This window comes from Streptomyces sp. 5-10 (genome assembly GCF_014712245.1).
Taxonomy (GTDB): Bacteria; Actinomycetota; Actinomycetes; order Streptomycetales; family Streptomycetaceae; genus Streptomyces; species Streptomyces violaceusniger.
Genome location: NZ_JACVYG010000078.1, coordinates 22,332 through 40,068 on the forward strand (window position 1 = coordinate 22,332; position 17,737 = coordinate 40,068).

16 protein-coding genes are annotated in these 17,737 nt (G+C 72.2%); 4 read left to right on the top strand and 12 right to left on the bottom strand.

All coding sequences use genetic code 11. The features are described 5' to 3' along the window. Positions 1 to 2 precede the first annotated feature (2 nt). A complete protein-coding gene (locus IEJ02_RS44375) occupies positions 3 to 731 on the top strand; it encodes an ABC transporter permease subunit (RefSeq protein WP_191069981.1) in 729 nt (242 codons plus the stop codon). Between the two features lie 352 nt (positions 732 to 1,083). On the opposite strand, the gene IEJ02_RS44380 is transcribed toward IEJ02_RS44375, so the two are convergent. Both IEJ02_RS44380 and IEJ02_RS44385 read right to left on the bottom strand, forming a co-directional pair. Then, positions 1,084 to 1,833, bottom strand: coding sequence for a hypothetical protein (locus IEJ02_RS44380; RefSeq protein ID WP_191069982.1), 750 nt, complete (start codon positions 1,831 to 1,833; stop codon positions 1,084 to 1,086). Positions 1,834 to 2,198: 365 nt separating this feature from the next. After that, positions 2,199 to 3,743, bottom strand: a complete 1,545-nt coding sequence (locus IEJ02_RS44385; protein ID WP_191069983.1) for an MFS transporter — start codon at positions 3,741 to 3,743, stop codon at positions 2,199 to 2,201. A 153-nt stretch (positions 3,744 to 3,896) separates the two neighbouring features. On the opposite strand from IEJ02_RS44385, the gene IEJ02_RS44390 reads away from it, so the two are divergent. Further along, on the top strand, positions 3,897 to 4,901 hold the full coding sequence (locus IEJ02_RS44390; protein ID WP_191069984.1) for an Lrp/AsnC family transcriptional regulator: 1,005 nt from the start codon (positions 3,897 to 3,899) through the stop codon (positions 4,899 to 4,901). A 202-nt stretch (positions 4,902 to 5,103) separates the two neighbouring features. Continuing rightward, positions 5,104 to 5,553, top strand: a complete 450-nt coding sequence (locus IEJ02_RS44395; protein ID WP_191069985.1) for a phospholipase — start codon at positions 5,104 to 5,106, stop codon at positions 5,551 to 5,553. 106 nt (positions 5,554 to 5,659) lie between these two features. On the opposite strand, the gene IEJ02_RS44400 is transcribed toward IEJ02_RS44395, so the two are convergent. From IEJ02_RS44400 to IEJ02_RS44440, 9 genes are all read right to left on the bottom strand, one after another. Continuing rightward, the gene (locus IEJ02_RS44400; protein WP_191069986.1) at positions 5,660 to 6,487 is read right to left on the bottom strand and encodes an HAD family hydrolase; all 828 of its coding nucleotides are present in this window, start codon (positions 6,485 to 6,487) and stop codon (positions 5,660 to 5,662) included. Further along, positions 6,484 to 7,761, bottom strand: coding sequence for a serine--tRNA ligase (gene serS, locus IEJ02_RS44405; RefSeq protein WP_191069987.1), 1,278 nt, complete (start codon positions 7,759 to 7,761; stop codon positions 6,484 to 6,486). Before serS ends, IEJ02_RS44400 begins: the two co-directional genes overlap by 4 nt. 608 nt (positions 7,762 to 8,369) lie before the next feature. Continuing rightward, positions 8,370 to 9,305 carry a prephenate dehydratase gene (gene pheA / locus IEJ02_RS44410; RefSeq protein ID WP_191069988.1) on the bottom strand — a complete coding sequence of 312 codons (936 nt, stop codon included), beginning with the start codon at positions 9,303 to 9,305 and terminating at the stop codon, positions 8,370 to 8,372. A gap of 128 nt (positions 9,306 to 9,433) precedes the next feature. Continuing rightward, complete coding sequence (gene efeB / locus IEJ02_RS44415) at positions 9,434 to 10,675, bottom strand: iron uptake transporter deferrochelatase/peroxidase subunit (RefSeq protein ID WP_191069989.1); 1,242 nt, start codon at positions 10,673 to 10,675, stop codon at positions 9,434 to 9,436. Then, positions 10,672 to 12,828 (bottom strand): copper resistance CopC/CopD family protein, encoded by a 2,157-nt coding sequence (locus IEJ02_RS44420; protein WP_191069990.1) that lies wholly within the window; start codon positions 12,826 to 12,828, stop codon positions 10,672 to 10,674. The genes efeB and IEJ02_RS44420 overlap by 4 nt, the downstream gene beginning before the upstream one ends. Before the next feature lie 6 nt (positions 12,829 to 12,834). After that, positions 12,835 to 13,335 (bottom strand): copper chaperone PCu(A)C, encoded by a 501-nt coding sequence (locus tag IEJ02_RS44425; protein ID WP_191069991.1) that lies wholly within the window; start codon positions 13,333 to 13,335, stop codon positions 12,835 to 12,837. Beyond that, positions 13,335 to 13,994 carry an SCO family protein gene (locus IEJ02_RS44430; protein ID WP_191069992.1) on the bottom strand — a complete coding sequence of 220 codons (660 nt, stop codon included), beginning with the start codon at positions 13,992 to 13,994 and terminating at the stop codon, positions 13,335 to 13,337. The genes IEJ02_RS44425 and IEJ02_RS44430 overlap by 1 nt, the downstream gene beginning before the upstream one ends. A gap of 140 nt (positions 13,995 to 14,134) precedes the next feature. Beyond that, positions 14,135 to 14,878, bottom strand: coding sequence for a YcnI family copper-binding membrane protein (locus IEJ02_RS44435; protein ID WP_370467236.1), 744 nt, complete (start codon positions 14,876 to 14,878; stop codon positions 14,135 to 14,137). A 95-nt stretch (positions 14,879 to 14,973) separates the two neighbouring features. Then, positions 14,974 to 15,792, bottom strand: coding sequence for a hypothetical protein (locus tag IEJ02_RS44440; protein ID WP_191069993.1), 819 nt, complete (start codon positions 15,790 to 15,792; stop codon positions 14,974 to 14,976). Positions 15,793 to 15,993: 201 nt separating this feature from the next. Between IEJ02_RS44440 and IEJ02_RS44445 the strand changes: the two genes are divergently transcribed. Beyond that, positions 15,994 to 16,497, top strand: coding sequence for an ATP-binding protein (locus IEJ02_RS44445; RefSeq protein ID WP_121824507.1), 504 nt, complete (start codon positions 15,994 to 15,996; stop codon positions 16,495 to 16,497). Positions 16,498 to 16,621: 124 nt separating this feature from the next. Here IEJ02_RS44445 and IEJ02_RS44450 read toward each other — a convergent pair. After that, the coding region (locus IEJ02_RS44450) for an aminotransferase-like domain-containing protein (protein WP_191069994.1) at positions 16,622 to 17,737 on the bottom strand (1,116 nt) is incomplete at its 5' end.

The window sequence follows — 17,737 nt, forward strand, 5'->3', positions numbered from 1 at the left end:
CGATGTCCTCGCTCTACCACCCCACCGTCGCGCGGCTCACCTACCGGGCCCTGCTCGGCCGCCGCCGTGCGCTGATCCTCTTCACCCTCCCCGGTCTGCTGCTGATCATCTCGCTCGCCGTACGGCTGCTGACCGGATCCGGCGACGACACGGCCGACGCGATCCTCGGCGGCTTCGCGATGGCCACCATGGTTCCGCTGATCGGCGTGATCGCCGGTACGGGCGCGATCGGCCCGGAGATCGACGACGGCTCGGTCATCTATCTCCTGGCCAAGCCGGTGAAGCGGCCGACGATCATCGTCACCAAGCTGATCGTGGCCATCGGCGTCACGGTCGCCTTCTCCGCGATCCCCACCCTGCTCGCGGGCTTCGTGCTGAACGGCAACGCGAACCAGCTGGCCGTCGGCTACGCCGTCGCCGCCGCCGTGGCCTCGGTCGCCTACAGCGCGGTCTTCCTGCTGCTGGGCACCGTGACCCGGCACGCGGTGATCGCGGGGCTGGTCTACGCCCTGGTCTGGGAGACCTTCTTCGGCAGCCTGGTCGCCGGGGCGCGCAAGCTGAGCGTGCAGCAGTGGGCGCTGGCGCTCGGCCAGAAGGTCGCGGACGGCGATGTGATCACGTCGGACGTCGGCCTGGCGACCGGCGTCATCCTGCTGCTGGCCGTGACCGTGGCCGCGACCTGGTACGCGGGCCGCAAGCTGCGCACGCTGACCCTCGCGGGGGAGGAGTGACCCCGTAAGAGTGAAGTGACGGTCGACCGGGGCGAGGTGATGGTCGGCGGCCGGGCGGGACGTGCGGGGGTTCGTGCCCGCATTACGGCCGCCACCGCACCGGAACCGGCCGAGCGGCCGCCGGTCGGTCGCCGCCGCGGCATGGAGCCACTGGTGCGGGCCTTCCAGCGGTCCAGCGGGCCTTCCAGCGGATCTTCCACGGGCCGCTCGAGCCCGGATCTCGCCGTCGCGCCCAGGCCCCGGCACCGCCAGCCCCCCGGCACACCGCCGGCATCAGCGTGAGCGGCGACCGGGAGGCGCCGACACCCCGGTGGGCGGGATACCACCCCGCCCACCGGGCTGCTCCGGTCCGCTACGCGCGCCGCCGCTTGGCGCGCCGCGCCCGCCGCTGGGCCGCCTCGGCCTTGAGCGTGGCGACGTCCCTGCGGACCTCGGCCATGTCCTCACCGAGATCGCAGAGCCGCTCGCTCATGGCGCAGATGACCCGGCCGTGCGCGTCGAGCCGCCGGTCCATGCCGTCCAGCCGGGCGGAGACCCTGGCCATCCACGGCGCCAGCTCCCGCAGCGTGGAGCCGACATCCGCCAGACACGCCTCGGCGGCGTCGAGACGGCTGCCGATCGGCCCGGCCAGCATCCGCTCGGTGAGGACCTGTTCGAGCGGGAGCCGCTCCGTACCGGTTTCCGATCCGCTCCGGGCCGACTCCTCGGCATCGAGGAGATGGGAGCGTACCCGCCTGGCGATATCGCTGTCCCGAAGCAGCATCGCGACATTGAGCACCGCGCGACGGGGGTAGAGGGTGAGGTGGGCGCGGCCCTGTGGATAACTCGAATCTGAAAGGTCCAAGTTGGACCTTTCAAAGACTTGCAAGTCAGAGCCTCGGAGGATATGCATCCCGTTGCTCTCGAACTCCTCCCGATGCCGTTTGGCCAGGCTTTTGACGGCTTCTTCCCCAACCTCGAAGTACTCCGCGACCATGCGCGTAGTGATATGCAGCCCATCGGGCAGCATGGTCAGGATCTTGACCTTGTCGAGGACATCCGTCCGTTCGATGACGCTGTCGCGCAGGGCGCGCGACTCCAGTAGTGCGATCTCAGGTGGCATAGGTGTGCCTTCCGGTGTGGATCCGAGTGATGGTCACGCCCCACCAGCCAGGGGCCAGGCCGCCCGTATCCAGGGACCAGGAGCGGAGGCTGCCAACCTCTTTCGGACCCAACCGCCGTGACATCGCTGCCCGTCGATCCGTCGCCCGGCCGAGGCTCCAGCTCGCGTTGCCTCCGCGCATAACGCGTATATGGAACAACGATCCGATCGCGGGAGGGTTACTCGCCCCGCGTCGCGTTGACGGACGTCGGTCTCAACGCCGCGAGGGGCGGGCGCCGTCGGGCGCCCGCCCCTCATGCCTCATGCCCCTCATGCCTCATGCGCCTCATGCCTCATGCGCCTCATGGCTCGTGCCCGGCCACCGCTCAGGCGTGGACCGGCTCCGGCGGGGACTTCTCGGGGGTCGGCTCCGGGGGCGTGCCGCCGGGCCCGCCGCGGACGACGGCGAGGACCAGCAGGCCCGCCGCCAGGGCCGCGATGCCGGCGATGACGCAGATGCGGTCGAGACCGGCCGCGAACGACTCGTGGACCAGGGCGCGCGCCGCGTCCGCCCGGGCCGGGGGCGCGGCGGCGATCACGGCGTCGGCGTGGCCGCCGCTGATGGCCTCGGCGGCCTGCCCGGCCGCCCGGGCCGGAACGGTGTCGCCGCCGTCCACCATGTCCCGCACCCGCGTCGCGAACACCGTGCCCAGGACGGCGATCCCCAGTGCGTAGCCCAGCTGCCGGAAGGTGTTCACCGCGCCGCTGGCCATGCCCGCCCGCTCCGGCGGGGCCGAGCCGAGGGCCGCCGAGACCAGCACCGGCATGGCCAGGCCGATCCCCAGACCGGCCAGGGCCAGGCCGGGGACGAACGCGGTCCAGTCCGCGTCCGGGGTCACCATCGCCGCGTTGACCAGCGCGCCCGTGCCCACCAGCAGCAGCCCGCCGCCGAGCGCCCGCCCGGGCGCGACCCGGTCCAGCAGCCGTCCGCCCGCCGCGCCGACGACCAGCGAGACACCCGCCATCGGCGTCACCGCGAGCCCCGCCTGCACCGGGCTCATCCCCAGCACCGACTGCAGCCACAGCCCGGCGTAGGTGAGGTACGGGAAGGCCGCGGCCTGGAGCAGCAGGGCCGCCGCCATCAGCACCGCGAACGTCGGGCGGCGCATCAGCCCCAGGTCCAGCAGCGGCTGCCGCTTCCCGCGCTCCAGCAGGACGAAGGCGAGCAGCGCGACCACGGCCGCCACCAGCGCGGTGACCGTGCCGGTGTCGGCCCAGCCCTCCTCACCGCCGCGCATCAGCCCGTACGTCAGCGCCCCGGCGCACACCGTGAACGAGGCGGCGCCCGGCCAGTCGATGCGCACCCCCGCCGCGCCGCGCGACTCCTCGATGGAGCGGACCGTGATCCACACCGCGATCGCCGTCAGCGGCAGATTGACCAGGAAGATCGCGCGCCAGTCGACGTACTCGGTCAGCACCCCGCCCAGCACCGGGCCGACCGCCGCGGCCGCCCCGCTCGTACCGCCCCACACGCCGAAGGCGATACCGCGGTCGCGGCCGGAGTACGTGGCCATCAGCAGCGGGGTGTTGGTGGCGAACATGGCCGCGGCCCCCACCCCCTGCACGGCGCGGGCCGCGATCAGCACCCCGGCGTCCGGTGCCAGACCGCAGACCAGGGAGGAGATCGCGAACACCGCGAGGCCGACGAGATACAGCCGCCGCCGTCCGAAGAGGTCCGCCGCCGATCCGGCCACCATCAGCAGCGCGGCCAGCGCCAGCGCGTAGATGTCCATCACCCACTGGAGGGAGGTGAAGGACGCGTCCAGCCCCCGTGCCACCTGGGGCAGCGCGGTGTTCACGATCGTGACGTCTATCAACAGCATGAAGTTGCCGAGGGTGATGGCGGCGAGCGGCCACCATGATCTGCGCATGACTGACTCCGGGATCCGGCACATTCCGACAAGGGGAGGCGGGGCCGGCCCCGAGGGCGGCTCCCGCGGCTCTTACGGTCGCCCCGACCCGGCCGCTTCTCCCAGCCGGGCCCCGGCCCGGCGGCGATATCCGACCCCCGCTAGCTTGGTGCGGTGGAATCCGACGCGTACGACGACCTGGACCGGGCGCTGGTGCACGCCCTCCAGCTCGACGGCCGGGCCCCCTTCAGTCGGCTCGCCGAGGTGCTGGGCGTCTCCGACCAGACCGTGGCCCGCCGCTACACCCGGCTGCGGACGACCGGCGCGCTCCGGGTGCTGGGGCTCACCGACCCGGCGGCGGTCGGCGACGTGGTCTGGATGGTACGGGTGCGGTGCCTGCCGGATGCCGCCCTGCCGGTGGCCGAGGCGCTGGCCCGGCGGCCCGACACCTCCTGGGTGCATGTGCTCTCCGACGGCACCGAGGTCGCCGCGTCGACGCGCGCGGCGACCGGCCAGGACAGCGACGCCCTGCTGCTGCGCAAACTGCCGCGGACGCCACGGGTGGTGGGGGTGAGCGCGCACTGCGTGCTGCATGAGTACTTCGGCGGGGAGCAGGGCCTGGTCAACAAGTCCGAGGCGCTGACGGCCGAGCAGATCGCGCGGCTGCGTACGCCCGCCCCGGACCGGTCGAAGGGCCCGCGCGGACCGGTGGGCGCCGGGGACCGCAAGCTGCTGGACGTCCTCGCGGGGGACGGTCGGGCGCCACTGGCCGAACTGGCCGCCGCCACCGGCTGGTCGCAGTCGACCGTGCGCCGCCGGCTGGCCGATCTGCGCGCCGACGGCACCCTGTACTTCGACGTCGACTACTCCCACCGGCTGTTCAGCCAGGGCGTCACCACCGCGATTTGGCTGTCGGTACTGCCGTCGGAGCTGGCCGCCACCGGGCAGACGCTCGCGAACCACCCCGAGGTGGCGTTCGCATGTGCGACCACCGGGACGAAGAATCTGCTGGCGACCGTGGTCTGCGCCGATGTACCGGCCCTCTACACCTATCTGACGACCCGTATCGCCGAGCTGACCTCCGTGCGGGACATGGAGACCTCCCCGATCCTCCGCCGGGTCAAGGGCCCCGGGCCGCTGCTGTCGCCTCCCTCCCGGGTGCCCTGGCACGCCTCCTGAACGTCCCTCGTACCAGCGGTAGTTGGAGAAAACTCCGAAACTCTGGTGGTCGAACTCTGTTCATCTCTACGTCGATGTAGATCTTGACGGTTGTCAGGGACCTGGCGAACTCTTGGCGTGCGCTGGATCACACCGCGCCGCCCCCTCCCTTCGCCACGAGCTTTTGAGGGGGTGTCAGAAGTGAAAAACGGAGGGAACCCGAATGCGTCGCCTCGTCACGAGTCTCGCCGCCACCGCGGTCACCGCGGCCGCCACCATCGCCCTGGCCGCACCCGCCCAGGCGGTCCCCGCGGACAAGCAGCAGGTCCTCGCCGGCTGGACCCAGACCAGCGCCAGCAGCTACAACACCTGGCTCGCGGCGCGGAACAACCAGGGTGCCTGGGCCGCCTACCAGTTCGACTGGTCCACCGACTACTGCAGCAGCTCCCCCGACAACCCGTTCGGCTTCCCCTTCCAGACCGCCTGCGCCCGGCATGACTTCGGCTACCGCAACCACAAGGCGATGGGCATCTTCGACGCCAACAAGGCGCGCCTCGACAGCGCCTTCTACGAGGACCTGAAGCGGGTGTGCGGCGCCTACAGCGGTGCCACCAAGACGTCGTGCGACGGTACGGCCTGGACGTACTACCAGGCGGTCAAGGTCTTCGGCTGACCCTTCCGCGACCGGGCCCGCAGGTCACGGCGGAGGGCCCGATTCCCGCTGCCGAGCCCGGATGCCGGGCGGTTCGCCGATGCGGCCGCACCGGCATCCGGCCGGTTCACCGGCTCGCCGCCGCCGGGAAGAGCCGCTCCAGCACCACGGCGATGCCGTCCTCGGCGTTGGACGCGGTGATCTCGTCGGCGACGGCCTTGAGGTCCTGGTGCGCGTTCGCCATCGCGACCGCGTGCTTCGCCCAGCCGAACATCGGGATGTCATTGGGCATGTCACCGAAGGCGATCGCGTCCTCGGCGGTCATCCCCAGCCGGCGCGCGGCCATCGACAGGCCCGTGGCCTTCGTCAGCCCCAGCGGCAGCAGCTCCACCAGCCCGGTGCCGGCCATCGTCACCCCGACCAGGCCCCCGGCGGCCGTCCGGGCGGCGTCCGCGAGCGCGTCGTCGCCCAACTCGGCGTGCTGGATGTAGAGCTTGCTGATGGGTTGCGACCACAGCTCGGCCGACTCCGTGAAGGGCACCAGGGACATCCCGTCGTGGTCCATCCGGTACCCCTCGCCGAACAGCACCTCGCCGTCCAGCCCGTCGCGGGCCGCGGCCAGGAACAGGGGGCCGATCTCCGCCTCGATCTTCTCCAGCGCCAGCAGCGCCACCTGCCGGTCCAGCGTGACGGAGGTCAGCAGCCGGTGCTCACCCGCGTGGTAGAGCTGAGCGCCCTGGCCGCACACCGCCAGCCCCTCGTAGCCGAGGTCGTCGAGTATGTGCCGGGCCACCGGGACGGTCCGCCCGGTGACCACGATGTGCGCGGCGCCCGCCGCGGTGGCCGCGGCGAGCGCGGCACGGGTCCGCGCGGAGACGGTGTGGTCCGGGCGCAGCAGTGTCCCGTCGAGATCGGTCGCGACCAGGCGGTACGGAAGGACGTCGCCGCCGCTCACCGCGCGACCGGTTCCAGGACCTCGCGCCCGCCGAGGAACGGCCGTAGCGCCTCGGGCACCCGCACCGAGCCGTCGGCCCGCTGGTGGTTCTCGAGGATCGCGACGATGGTCCGGGTGATCGCGCACAGCGTGCCGTTGAGCGTGGCCAGCGGACGGACCTTCTTGCCCTCGCGCATCCGGATCGACAGCCGCCGCGACTGGAACTCGGTGGTGTTGGAGGTCGAGGTCAGCTCGCGGTACTTGCCCTGCGTCGGGATCCACGCCTCGCAGTCGAACTTCCGCGTCGCGGACGAGCCCAGGTCACCCGAGGCCAGGTCGACCACCCGGAACGGCAGCTCCAGCGAGGTCAGCCACTGCTTCTCCCACTCCAGCAGCCGCTGGTGCTCGGCCTCGGCCTCCTCCGGCGTCGTGTAGACGAACATCTCGACCTTGTCGAACTGGTGCACCCGGAAGATGCCCCGGGTGTCCTTGCCGTACGACCCGGCCTCACGGCGGAAGCAGGAGGAGAACCCGGCGTAGCGCCGCGGGAGCTGCTCCGCGTCCAGGATCTCGTCCATGTGGTACGCGGCCAGCGGGACCTCGGAGGTGCCGACCAGGTAGAGGTCGTCCTTGTCCAGGTGGTAGACGTCCTCCGCGGCCTGGCCCAGGAAGCCGGTGCCCTCCATGGCCTTCGGCTTGACCAGCGCCGGGGTGAGCACCGGGGTGAAGCCCGCCGCGGTGGCCTGCGCCATCGCCGCGTTCACCAGCGCGAACTCCAGCAGGGCGCCGATGCCGGTCAGGTAGTAGAAGCGGGAGCCGGAGACCTTGGCGCCGCGCTCGGTGTCGATCGCGCCGAGCAGCTCGCCGAGCTCCAGGTGGTCCTTGGGCGCGAAGCCCTCGGCCTCGAAGTCGCGCGGGGTGCCGACGGTCTCCAGGACGGCGAAGTCGTCCTCGCCGCCGATCGGGACCTCGGGGTGGACCAGATTGCCCAGCTGGAGCAGGAGCCGCTGGGTCTCCTCGGCGGCCGCGTCCTGCTCGGCGTCGGCCGCCTTGACGGCGGCGGAGAGCTCGCCCGCCTTCTTCAGCAGCTCGGCCTTCTCGTCACCGGAGGCCTTGGGGATGAGCTTGCCGAGCGCCTTCTGCTCGGCGCGCAGCTCGTCGAAGCGGACACTGGAGGACCTGCGCCGCTCGTCGGCGGTCAGGAGCGCGTCGACGATGCCGACGTCCTCTCCACGAGCGCGCTGGGAGGCGCGCACACGATCGGGGTCCTCACGGAGCAGGCGAAGGTCAATCACCCCCCCAGGTTACCGGTGTGACCTCGGCTGCTCGACGCGATATTCCTTTGAGTCCGGTTTTGCCCCCTTTTGGGGCTGTGGGTAAACCGGGGAATTCCTGTGACGGCCACCGTCAAGGAATGCTTCCGCATTCCCCGAAAAGGGGCAAAGAGGCGGCGCCGGGTCGACCTTCTTCCCTTGTGTGCAGGGTGAGTTGGGGATTGGTTGTCCACAGGTGTGAGGGGAATCCCCGAAGTTATCCACAGGCTGTGTGTGAGATCTGTGGATGTCGCGATGATCATTGGGGTCGCCCAGATGCTCGGCGATGGATTCCCCTGTCAAACCGCGTTCACACATCCCACAAGAGAGGAATCCCTCACTCCAAAGAGTTGGTCGAGTCAATTGGGGTGACAAGTGAGTAATGCCCGATGATGGCGGTAAATGCGGAGGATGCCGCGATGTATCCGCTGTGCCGGATTGGGGAAGTCGACTTATCCCCAGCGCGCGGCATCAGCCTGTGGATAACTTTTCCGCAGCGATTCTGTTGATCCCCAGCGGGTTCCCAGCGGGTCCCCCGGGTCCCGGGTCCTCAGCGAGCCCCCAGGCGCGGGTCCCCTCAGGCGCGGGTCTCAGGCCCGGCCGTCCTGGCAGCGGGCCAGCCACTCCGCCGCCTCCGTGAACGCCTCGTCCGACGTCCCGTGCCGCAGCGGCGCCATGTCCTCGGCCGTCACACCCGCCCGGGGGTACGAGCCCAGGAACCGCACCTTCGGGCAGATCCGCTTCAGCCCCATCAGGGCCGAGCCCACCCGCCGGTCGGTGATGTGCCCCTCACAGTCCACCGAGAAGCAGTAGCGGCCGATGCCCTCGCCGGTCGGGCGCGACTCGATCCGCATCATGTTGACCCCGCGCGCGGAGAACTCCTGCAGCAGCTCCAGCAGCGCGCCCGGGTGGTCGTCACCGAGCCAGATCACCACGGAGGTCTTGTCCGCGCCGGTCCGGGCGGCGGGCCGGGCCGGGCGGCCGGCCAGCACGAAGCGGGTCATCGCGTTCTGCGCGTCGTGGATGTCGGTGACCAGCGGCTCCAGACCGTACCTGGACGCCGCGAACTCGCCCGCGAACGCCGCGTCGTACCGCCCCTCCTGCACCAGCCGCGCACCGTCCGCGTTCGAGGCGGCCGACTCCCACACGGCGTCCGGGAGGTTCGCCGCCAGCCAGTTGCGCACCTGGGGCTGGGCCACCGGATGCCCGGTCACCGTCTTGATGTCCGCGAGCGCGGTGCCCGGCCGCACCAGCAGCGCGAAGCTGATCGACAGCAGCACCTCGCGGTAGATCATCAGTGGTTCGCCGGTGGCGAGCTCGTCGAGGGTCGCGGTGACCCCGCCCTCGACCGAGTTCTCGATGGGCACCAGGGCGGCCGCCGCGGCTCCGGAGCGCACCGCGTCGAGCGCCACCGGCACGGAGACCATCGGCACCAGCTCCCGGGTGGCGGCCTCCGGCATGGACCGCAGCGCGGCCTCGGTGAAGGTGCCCTCGGGGCCGAGGTAGGCATAGCGGCTGGCCGACATCACGGTCGCTCCCTGTGATCAGACGAGACCGCCACGATACCCGCGTCGGCCCTGGCCGCCGACCCGCATGGTGGAACTCCTGTGGACACCCCGTGGACGCGATGCCTCGGGGCGGCTCGTCCCCTTTCCTATCCCTCCAAGAGTGCCTGACCCACGTACTCCCCCGGGGCGCAGCCCGGAGGCACCGCGAACAGCGCGCTGGCCTCGTGCCGCAGGAACCGCGACAGATCGTCGCCCAGGTCCAGCTTCCGCTGCACCGGCACGAACCCCTTCATCGGGTCCGCCTGCCAGGCGATGAAGAGCAGCCCGGCGTCCGGCGCCCCGTCGTCGCGGAAGCCGTCGTGGTAGGAGAAGGGCCTGCGCAGCATCGCGGCGCCCTGGTTGGACGCGGGCGCCGCGACCCGTACGTGGGCGGCGCCCGCGATGGCCAGCGCACCGTTCTTGTCGACCTTGTCGAGCTGGACCGGGGTGGTTTCGGTGCCGCCGGACAGCGGGGCGCCGTCCGACTTGCGGCGGCCGACCACCTTCTCCTGCCGCTCCAGGGAGAGGTGGTCCCAGGAGTCCAACAGCATCCGGATGCGCCGGACGACCGCGTAGGAGCCGCCCGCCATCCACGCGGGCTCGCCCCTCTCCGGTACGAAGATCCGCCGCTCGAAGTCGTCGTCGGTCGGCTTGGGGTTGTTGGTGCCGTCGATCTGCCCCATGAGGTTGCGGGTGGTCATGGGACGGCCGGTGGCGCCGGGGGACCGGTTGAAACCGTTCATCTGCCAGCGCAGCCGGGCCGTGTCCGCGGCCTCGCGCTGCAGGGCGCGCAGCGCGTGGAAGGCGACCAGCGCGTCGTTGGCACCGATCTGGATCCACAGATCGCCGTTGCTGCGCTTGCGGTCGAGCGCGTCCGAGACGAAGTCGGGGAGCGGGGCGAGTGCCTCCGGCAGCTGGTCCTCGACCCCCGCCTTGCCGAAGAAGGTCCGGCCGAAGCCGAAGGTGACCGTAAGGGACGAGGGACCGGCGTCGAGCGCGATCCCGGTGTCGTCCGGTGGGGCCTCGCCCGCCATCAGCTCCCTGGCCGTCCGCGACCAGCGGCGCAGCAGCGCGGCGGCCGCCTTACGGTTCGCACCGGGCGCCAGGTCGAAGGCGAGGAGATGGCCATGGGCCTGGAGGGGGGTGGTGATGCCCGGCTGGCGTCTGCCGTGGAAGGGCACGGCGGTCGCGCCCAGCGAGCTGAGGGGTGCGGGTGTCTCCCGCGTCGCCTCGGACGCGTAGGCTCCGGCGGCTCCGCCGGCGACCAGTCCGGCCGCTCCGGCGGCGCCCGCCGAACCCAGCAGACGCCGCCGGGAGATGCCGGACGAGGGGGCTTGCTCTGTGGTCATTGAGCGACTTTCACGTTCCTGGTCTCCGTCACCTGGTCGATGTCGGAGGTTCGTACGGTCAGGGAGAGCTGCCAGGTGCCCGCCATGGGGAGCTGGACGGTCTTGGCGCTCCAGTGCCCGGTCGAGAGGCGTTCGAGCGGGATGCGCAGCGGCCCGATCCCCTTGTCCTTGAGCGTCAGCGACAGCTTGACTTCGGGCACGTCCACGGGACGGTCGGCCAGGTCGGTGGTGAAGACGTGCAGCGCGTTGTCACCCGGCAGGGCGGGTTCGATCATCACCACGGCCTTGCCGCGACCGCTCTTGGGACCCGTGTCGTAGGGGATCAGCACGCTCACCGGATCGACGTTCAGCCGGTCCACGGGCTTGGTGGCCGAGGCGCCGGCCTGCTCGGTTTCGGCCCGGCCGGGCTGGGTGCCGCTGAGCACGGTGGCCACCGCGAGCAGCACGACGGCCACGACGGTCTCGGCGATCACCGACCGGCGCAGCCCGCTGCGCTCGCGGTCGGCGTCGCGCTCCCGCAGCGTGGCGGTCTTGTCCTTGGCGGCCCGCTGACGGGCGAGCTGGGTGGCGCGCACGGGATCGCCGTCGGCGGCGCCGGTACCGGAGCTGTCGCCGGGCCCGTCACCGGACTCGGTTGCGGCGTCGGCGGGGGCATCGGCGGGGGCGTCGGTGGGGGTGCCGACCGCCGCGTCGGCCGCACCGGTACGGACCGGCCGCGCTGCCTTCACCGCCGCCTTGGCCCCGGCCTCGGCCTCGTCGGCCGTGGCTTCGACATCGGTCCCGGCAGCGCTCTCGGCCGCGGCTTCCGCGCCGGCCTTGGCCTCCGCGTCCGCCTCGGCCTCTGCCTCGGCTCCGGCCGCCTCCGTGGCATCCGTAAGGCGCCCGGTCCAGCGGCGCGAGATGGCGGCGATGCCGACGAGCACCGCCACCAGACCCACCTTGACCAGCAGCCATCGCCCGTACTCGGTGTCGGTCAGCGCGCCCCAGGAGCCCACTTGCCGCCACGACTGGTACAGCCCGGTGACCACCAGGGCGACGACCGAGCCGAAGGCGAGCCGCGAGAAGCGGCGCACGGCCGCCCGCTCGATCGGCTCACCCGACCGGAGCGTCACCGCGAGCGAGGCCAGACCGCCCAGCCAGACCCCGACCGCGATCAGATGGATCACGTCCACCGGCATGGCCAGCTGCCGCTGCAGGCCCACCGAGGCATGCTCGGCCATCGCCCAGGTCGCGGCGAGGCCCACGGCCATCACCGTGCCGCCGAAGCCGAGCCCGAAGGCGAGGTCCTGGCGGCGCCGGGCGTCCGCCTCCCGCTCCCCGGTGCGCCGGGTGTACGAGCCGAAGAGCACGGCCAGGAAGACCGCCGCCGCGCCGAGCAGCAGCAGCCGGGACAGCAACGCCGCGCCCGGCTTGGTGGACAGCACATCGCCCAGCCTGCCGAGGTCGAGGACCCCGCCGATCCCCTCGCCGTCGGTGTACGGCCCGCGCAGCAGCAACAGCAGCAGGCTGGCCGTGAAGACCGTCGCCCAGCCGCCCACGGCGATCTTCCGCACCGGGCGCGAGGACCGGCAGAGCCCGGCGAACACACAGCCGCCCACGAGCGCCGCGAAACCGCCGTAGGCGGCGTACCGGCCGATCCCGTAGAGCGTGCTGACCGTGCTGTCGGACGCCTCGCCCGTGGGCACCTTCGCCTTGGTCTTGGACGGGGCGCCGATGGAGAAGGTGAACGCGCCGCTCACCGGGTGGCTGTCCTCCGAGACCGCCTTCCACGCCACCGTGTAGGTGCCGTCCGGCAGCCCGGAGTGCAGCCCGGCGGCGGCGGTCGACGACTTGCCGCCGACATGGGCGGTCTTCCCGGTGTCCACGCGCTTGCCCTTGGGGTCGAGCACGCGCACCGAGTCGCCGGAGAGCAGCACGCCCTCCGAGAAGTTCAGCGTGACCTCCCTGGGGGCGGTCTTCACCACCGAGCCGTCGGCGGGGTCGGTCGAGGTGAGCGCGGCGTGCGCGGACGCGGAACTGGCGCCCACGCTCAGCGCGCACAGCAGCGCGGCGAGCAGGGTGCCGCAGATCGCCATCAGCCGCCGGGCGGTCGCGGTGGTCCGGGTGGGAGTCGCGGTGGGCCCGGCGGGGGCCAGGGAGGTCAGCGAGGGCATCGGGCGTCAGTCCTTGGGGCGGTACGTCGTCGGCTCGACCGGGACTTTGATCTCGATGGGGTCGGAGGTGGCGAAGTGAAGGGTGAAGCTGACCCTCTCACCGACCTTCGGCCGGTGGGTGAGGTTTGTCAGCATCAGATGATCTCCGCCGCTGGTCAGCTCGAGCCGGCCGTCGGCCGGGACATCGAGCGAGCTCACCTGCTTCATCCGGGTGCCCTTGGTGGTGTGCAGGGTGACCTCGGAGGCGAGCGGGGTGGTGACGGACGTCAGCACGTCGGCGCCGCCACCGGCGTTCCGTACGGTCAGGTAGCCCGCCGCCATGTCGTCCATGGGCGGCCGCGAAACGTAGGCGCCGCTCACCGACAGCTTCGGGGCGCCCTTGTGGCCCGCGTGGTCCCCGCCGTTCCCGCCGCCGCTGTCGTCGCTCCCGCAGGCGGTGAGCGCGGTGGACAGGCCGACGGCGAGGACCGCGGTGGCCGCCTTACGGAGGCCGGGACCGGTCGCCATCACGGGTTCCGCCCCTCGATGATCTTCGGCAGGTCCTTGGCGTAACGATCCGCCGTGGCCTCCGTCGTGTAGATCCAGTGGCCCTTGCCGTCCTTGGGCGAGAAGCCGATCACCTCGGCGCCGTGGCTGACGGTGATGCTGCCGTCCTTCTCCTTCTTCGGCTTCTCGATGTAGATGCCCAGCGGCCGCGCGGCGGCCTCGATGGTGTTGAAGTCGCCGGTCAGGCCGACGAAGTCGGTGCCGCCCTGGGCGTCCAGCCAGGAGCGGATCCGCTTGGGGGTGTCGCGGGCGGGGTCGGTGCTGACGAAGACGACCCGCAGCTTCTCCCGCTCGGCCTTGGGGAGCTTCTTCACGGCGATGCCGACGTTGCTCATGGTCAGCGGGCAGACGTCCGGGCAGTGGGTGTAGCCGAAGAAGAGCAGGGTGGGCCGGCCCTTGGTCTCCTTCAGCAGGTCGTACTTCTTGCCGTCGGTGTCGGTGAGGACGAGGTCCGGCTTGGCCTTCGCCTGGTCGAGGACGATGGCCTCCCCGGGCTTCTGGCCGCCCTTGACCTCGGCGGCGGCGTTGTCGCCCTTGCCCCCGTCGTCCGAGCCGCCGCAGGCGCTGAGGGTGAGCGCGGCGGCGGCGACGAGCGCGGTGGCCAGGATTTTGGTGCGCATGGAGCTGTTCTCCAAAAGAGGGGGGATCGGTGGCGCGCGGGGGCGGCGGGCGCGGGGCCCGCCGCCCCGCCGGGATCACGCGGTCGGTTCAGGACCCGTGGTCACCGGCGGTCACACGCATGCGGTGGGGTGGTCGGCGGTCAGGCGGAGCGGCGGCGGCTGGCGACCACGCCGAAGACGACACCGGCGGCGCCGATGACGATGCCCGCGATGCCCAGCACCCGGGCGGTGGTGTCGCTGCCGTCCTCGTCGTCCGAGGCGTCCTTGGAGGCGGAACTCTCCGCTCCGGCCTTCTCGGAGCCCTTGTCCTGGCCGGACGCCGCGGCGGCGCCGTCCGAGCCCTCGGCCGGGGCGACCAGCTTGAGCACCGGAGCCGGGTTCTCGGGTTCGGCGGCGCCCTCCTTGGGCTCCTCGATCCAGCGCACGACCTCCTTGTCGTCGTACGTCTGGAGGGCCTTGAAGGCGAGCTGGTCGGCGTCGTCGGGCAGCTGGCCGACCGAGAGCGGGAACTGCTGGAACATCCCCGGCTCGATCTTGCCGCCGGTCCAGGTGACCTTGGTGACCGCCTCGGTGATCTTCTCGCCGTGCGTCTCCATGGGCTTGGGGAGCTTGGACTTGGTGACCTTGACGTCCCAGCCGGGCACCGGCTGGGGCATCACCGAGGCGAGCGGGTGGTCGGCGGGGAGGGTCACCTCGAGCTTGACGGTGGAGGAGTCGTCGCGCTCGTTGGGCACCTTGAAGTTGATGGTGGTGTAGCCGCCCTTCTCGGCCTGGCCGGGCTGCACGCTCACGTGCGCGAAGGCCGGGCCCGCGGTGAGCAGCACCAGGCCGCCCGCGGTGAGGGCGCCGAGGACCGGCAGACGGCGGAGACGCATGGCGTTCATGTCAACACTCCAGAACAGGAATGATCAGATGGGTGGGCGCGCGTGCGGCGACGTCGCGGCCGCCCTCCGGTCCCGCTGGAGGAGCGTCGCGTCGGTCAGGCCGCGAGGTCCCAAACCGGCGGTCCCCGCCTGATCACGCTGTGCTGGAGGACGAGGGCCGTCGTCCCGCCCTCGTCCCGCTCGGCCGTGCGCGGACGGCACGGCCCGCCGTAAGGCGCCTGCGAAGGGGCCAGGAGCACCCGTACGAGCCTCAGGGCGGCGCGCAGCGCCCGTACGAGCGCGGCCTCCGCGACCCCTCGGGCCCCGTCCACCGACAGCCGCACCGCCCGCCATACGGCCATCTCGCCCCGGCGCAGCAGCCAGCCGATGGCCAGCGCGGCGAGCAGATGGCCCAGGGCCATGGGCAGCGACGGCAGCAGGCTCTCCATCCCGGCCGCCTGCCCCGCCGGGGCGGTGGACGCCGGCATGGCGTGCGGGCCGCCGTGCGCGGCGGAGGGGGCGATGCCCGCGTGGGCGACGACCCGGTGGGCCGTCGCGGCGTCGAGCCGCCCGGGGCCCGAGGCGCACAGCAGCCTGGCGGCCAGGCCGATCACCTGGCCCTGGGCGGCGTCGGCCCGATGGGCGGCCTCCTCGGCCGCCGCGGCCCGGTCCTGCCCGAGCGCGAAGAGCGCGTGCAGCGCCAGCTGCCCCATGGCCAGCACGGCCGCGATCCCGGGCAGCGAGCGCTCCCGCCCGGCCAGCGACAGCGCCACCGTGAACATCGCCGCGCAGCCCACGCCCAGCGTCCACAGCGGCACGGTGGCGCAGGAGCCCAGCACATGCCCCGCCGCGGACAGCACGACGCAGACCGCGGTGAACACCGCGGCCCGCAGCATTCGCAGATCGGCGCCGGCACGGGCGACAGGGGAAGCCATGGCCGCGCCATCATCCCACTGTGTGGACGCGTTCCCTACGGCGGGTGGGGCGTACCGGCGCACACCAGGACAGGCCCATACACCGGTTCGCGCATCGAGCGCGTCCGCTGAATGAGCGGAGTCACGTCAATAACACGCTTACGGACCATGGACCCAGGCAATACGTAACGGTATGTCGAGCCGCGGCCGGGAGGCTGGAGCATGAGCATCTGGTGGTCACTCCATTTGCCCCGCGAGGCGGCGAGCGTTCCGCTCGCACGACGACTGCTCCTCGGCACCATGGAGACGGCCGGAGTGGATCCGGAGATCTCCTACGATCTGTCGGTCGCCCTCTCCGAGGCGTGTGCGAACGCGGTGGAGCACGGGGGTCGCGACGGCACGGGCGGGGATTATCGAGTCACGGCCTATATCGACGGCGACACCTGCCGTATCGAGGTCACCGACTCCGGTCCCGGCTTCGCCGGACGTGGCACCGTCCGCCGCGAGGCCCGCACCCGGAACGAGCGGCGTCCGGCGGGCGCGCCGAGACCACAGCAGCCGCGCAGTCCGGCCCCGCCACAGGCGGAGCACGGACGGGGGCTCTTTCTCATCGAGGCCCTCACCGACCATGTCCGCTACCGCGACCGTCCGGGTCGCGGCGGGGTGGTGGTGAGCTTCGACAAGATCCTCAAGTGGCGTGAAGGGGCGCTGCTCAGAGCGTCATGACCGCCTCAGCGACAGGGAGCCGCCACAACGTCGGGCGGCTCAGCGTTGGGTGGCTCAATGTCGGGTGGCTGCACGTCGGGTAGCGCAACGTCGGGTTGCTCGACTCCGAGTGGCCGCCACAACGTCAGGTGGCCGTCTGTTCGGGCGGCAGGGCGCGGCACAGCACGTCCAGCGCCCCCGCGAAGGAGTGCTCGGGCGGGGTCGCGTAGCCCACCACGAGCCCGTCGCGATGCGGTGTGGTGGCATCCGGGTGGCGGTAGCCGCCGAGGCCGTCGAGCGCCAGCCCCTGCCAGGCGGCGGCGCGCAGGGCGGACCGCTCGGTGCCGGGCGGCAGCTCCAGCACCGCGTGCAGACCGGCCGCGATCCCCGAGACGCGGATATGGGGCGCGCGTTCGGCGAGGGCGGTGACGAGCTGATCCCGCCGACGGCGGTAGTGCTGGCGCATACGGCGCACATGGCGGTCGTATCCGCCCGATTCGATGAAGTCCGCGAGGGTCAGCTGGTCGAGGACGCCGGTCCATCCCTCGCGCTCCCCCTTGGTGGCCAGCAGGCCGTCGACCAGGTGGTCCGGCAGCACCATCCAGCCCAGCCGCAGCGCCGGGGAGAGGCTCTTGCTGGCCGAGCCGAGGTAGAGCACCCGGTCGGGGTCGAGGCCCTGGACGGCGCCCACCGGACGGCGGTCGTAGCGGAACTCCCCGTCGTAGTCGTCCTCCAGCACCAGACCATCGCTCTCCCGCGCCCAGGCGACGGCCGCGGCCCGCCGCTCGGGGTGCAGTGGACCGCCGGTGGGGAACTGGTGGGCGGGGGTGAGCAGGGCCGCCCGTACGCCGTCGAGGTCGGCCAGTCCCCCCGTAAGGGCGCCATCGCCGTCCAGGGGGAGCGGGACCGTACGGATCCCGGCGGACCTCAGGAGCGAGCGGTGGAAGTCCAGGCCGTAGGACTCGACGGCCATCCGGGGCCGCAGCAGCCGGGTGTCGCCCAGCAGCCGCAGCGCGTGCGCGAAGCCCGCGCAGACGACGATCCGCTCGGGGTCGGTGCGTACGCCGCGGACGCGGGCGAGGTAGTCGGCCAGGGCGCGGCGCAGCTCCGGGCGGCCGCGCGGATCGCCGGGGCCGAACGCCTCGTGGGGCGCGGCGGCCAGGGCGCGGCGGGCCGAGGCGAGCCAGGCGGTGCGGGGGAAGGAGGCGGCGTCCGGCTGGCCCTGGAGCAGGTTGTGCACCGGCCGCGGGGCGGGCCGGGG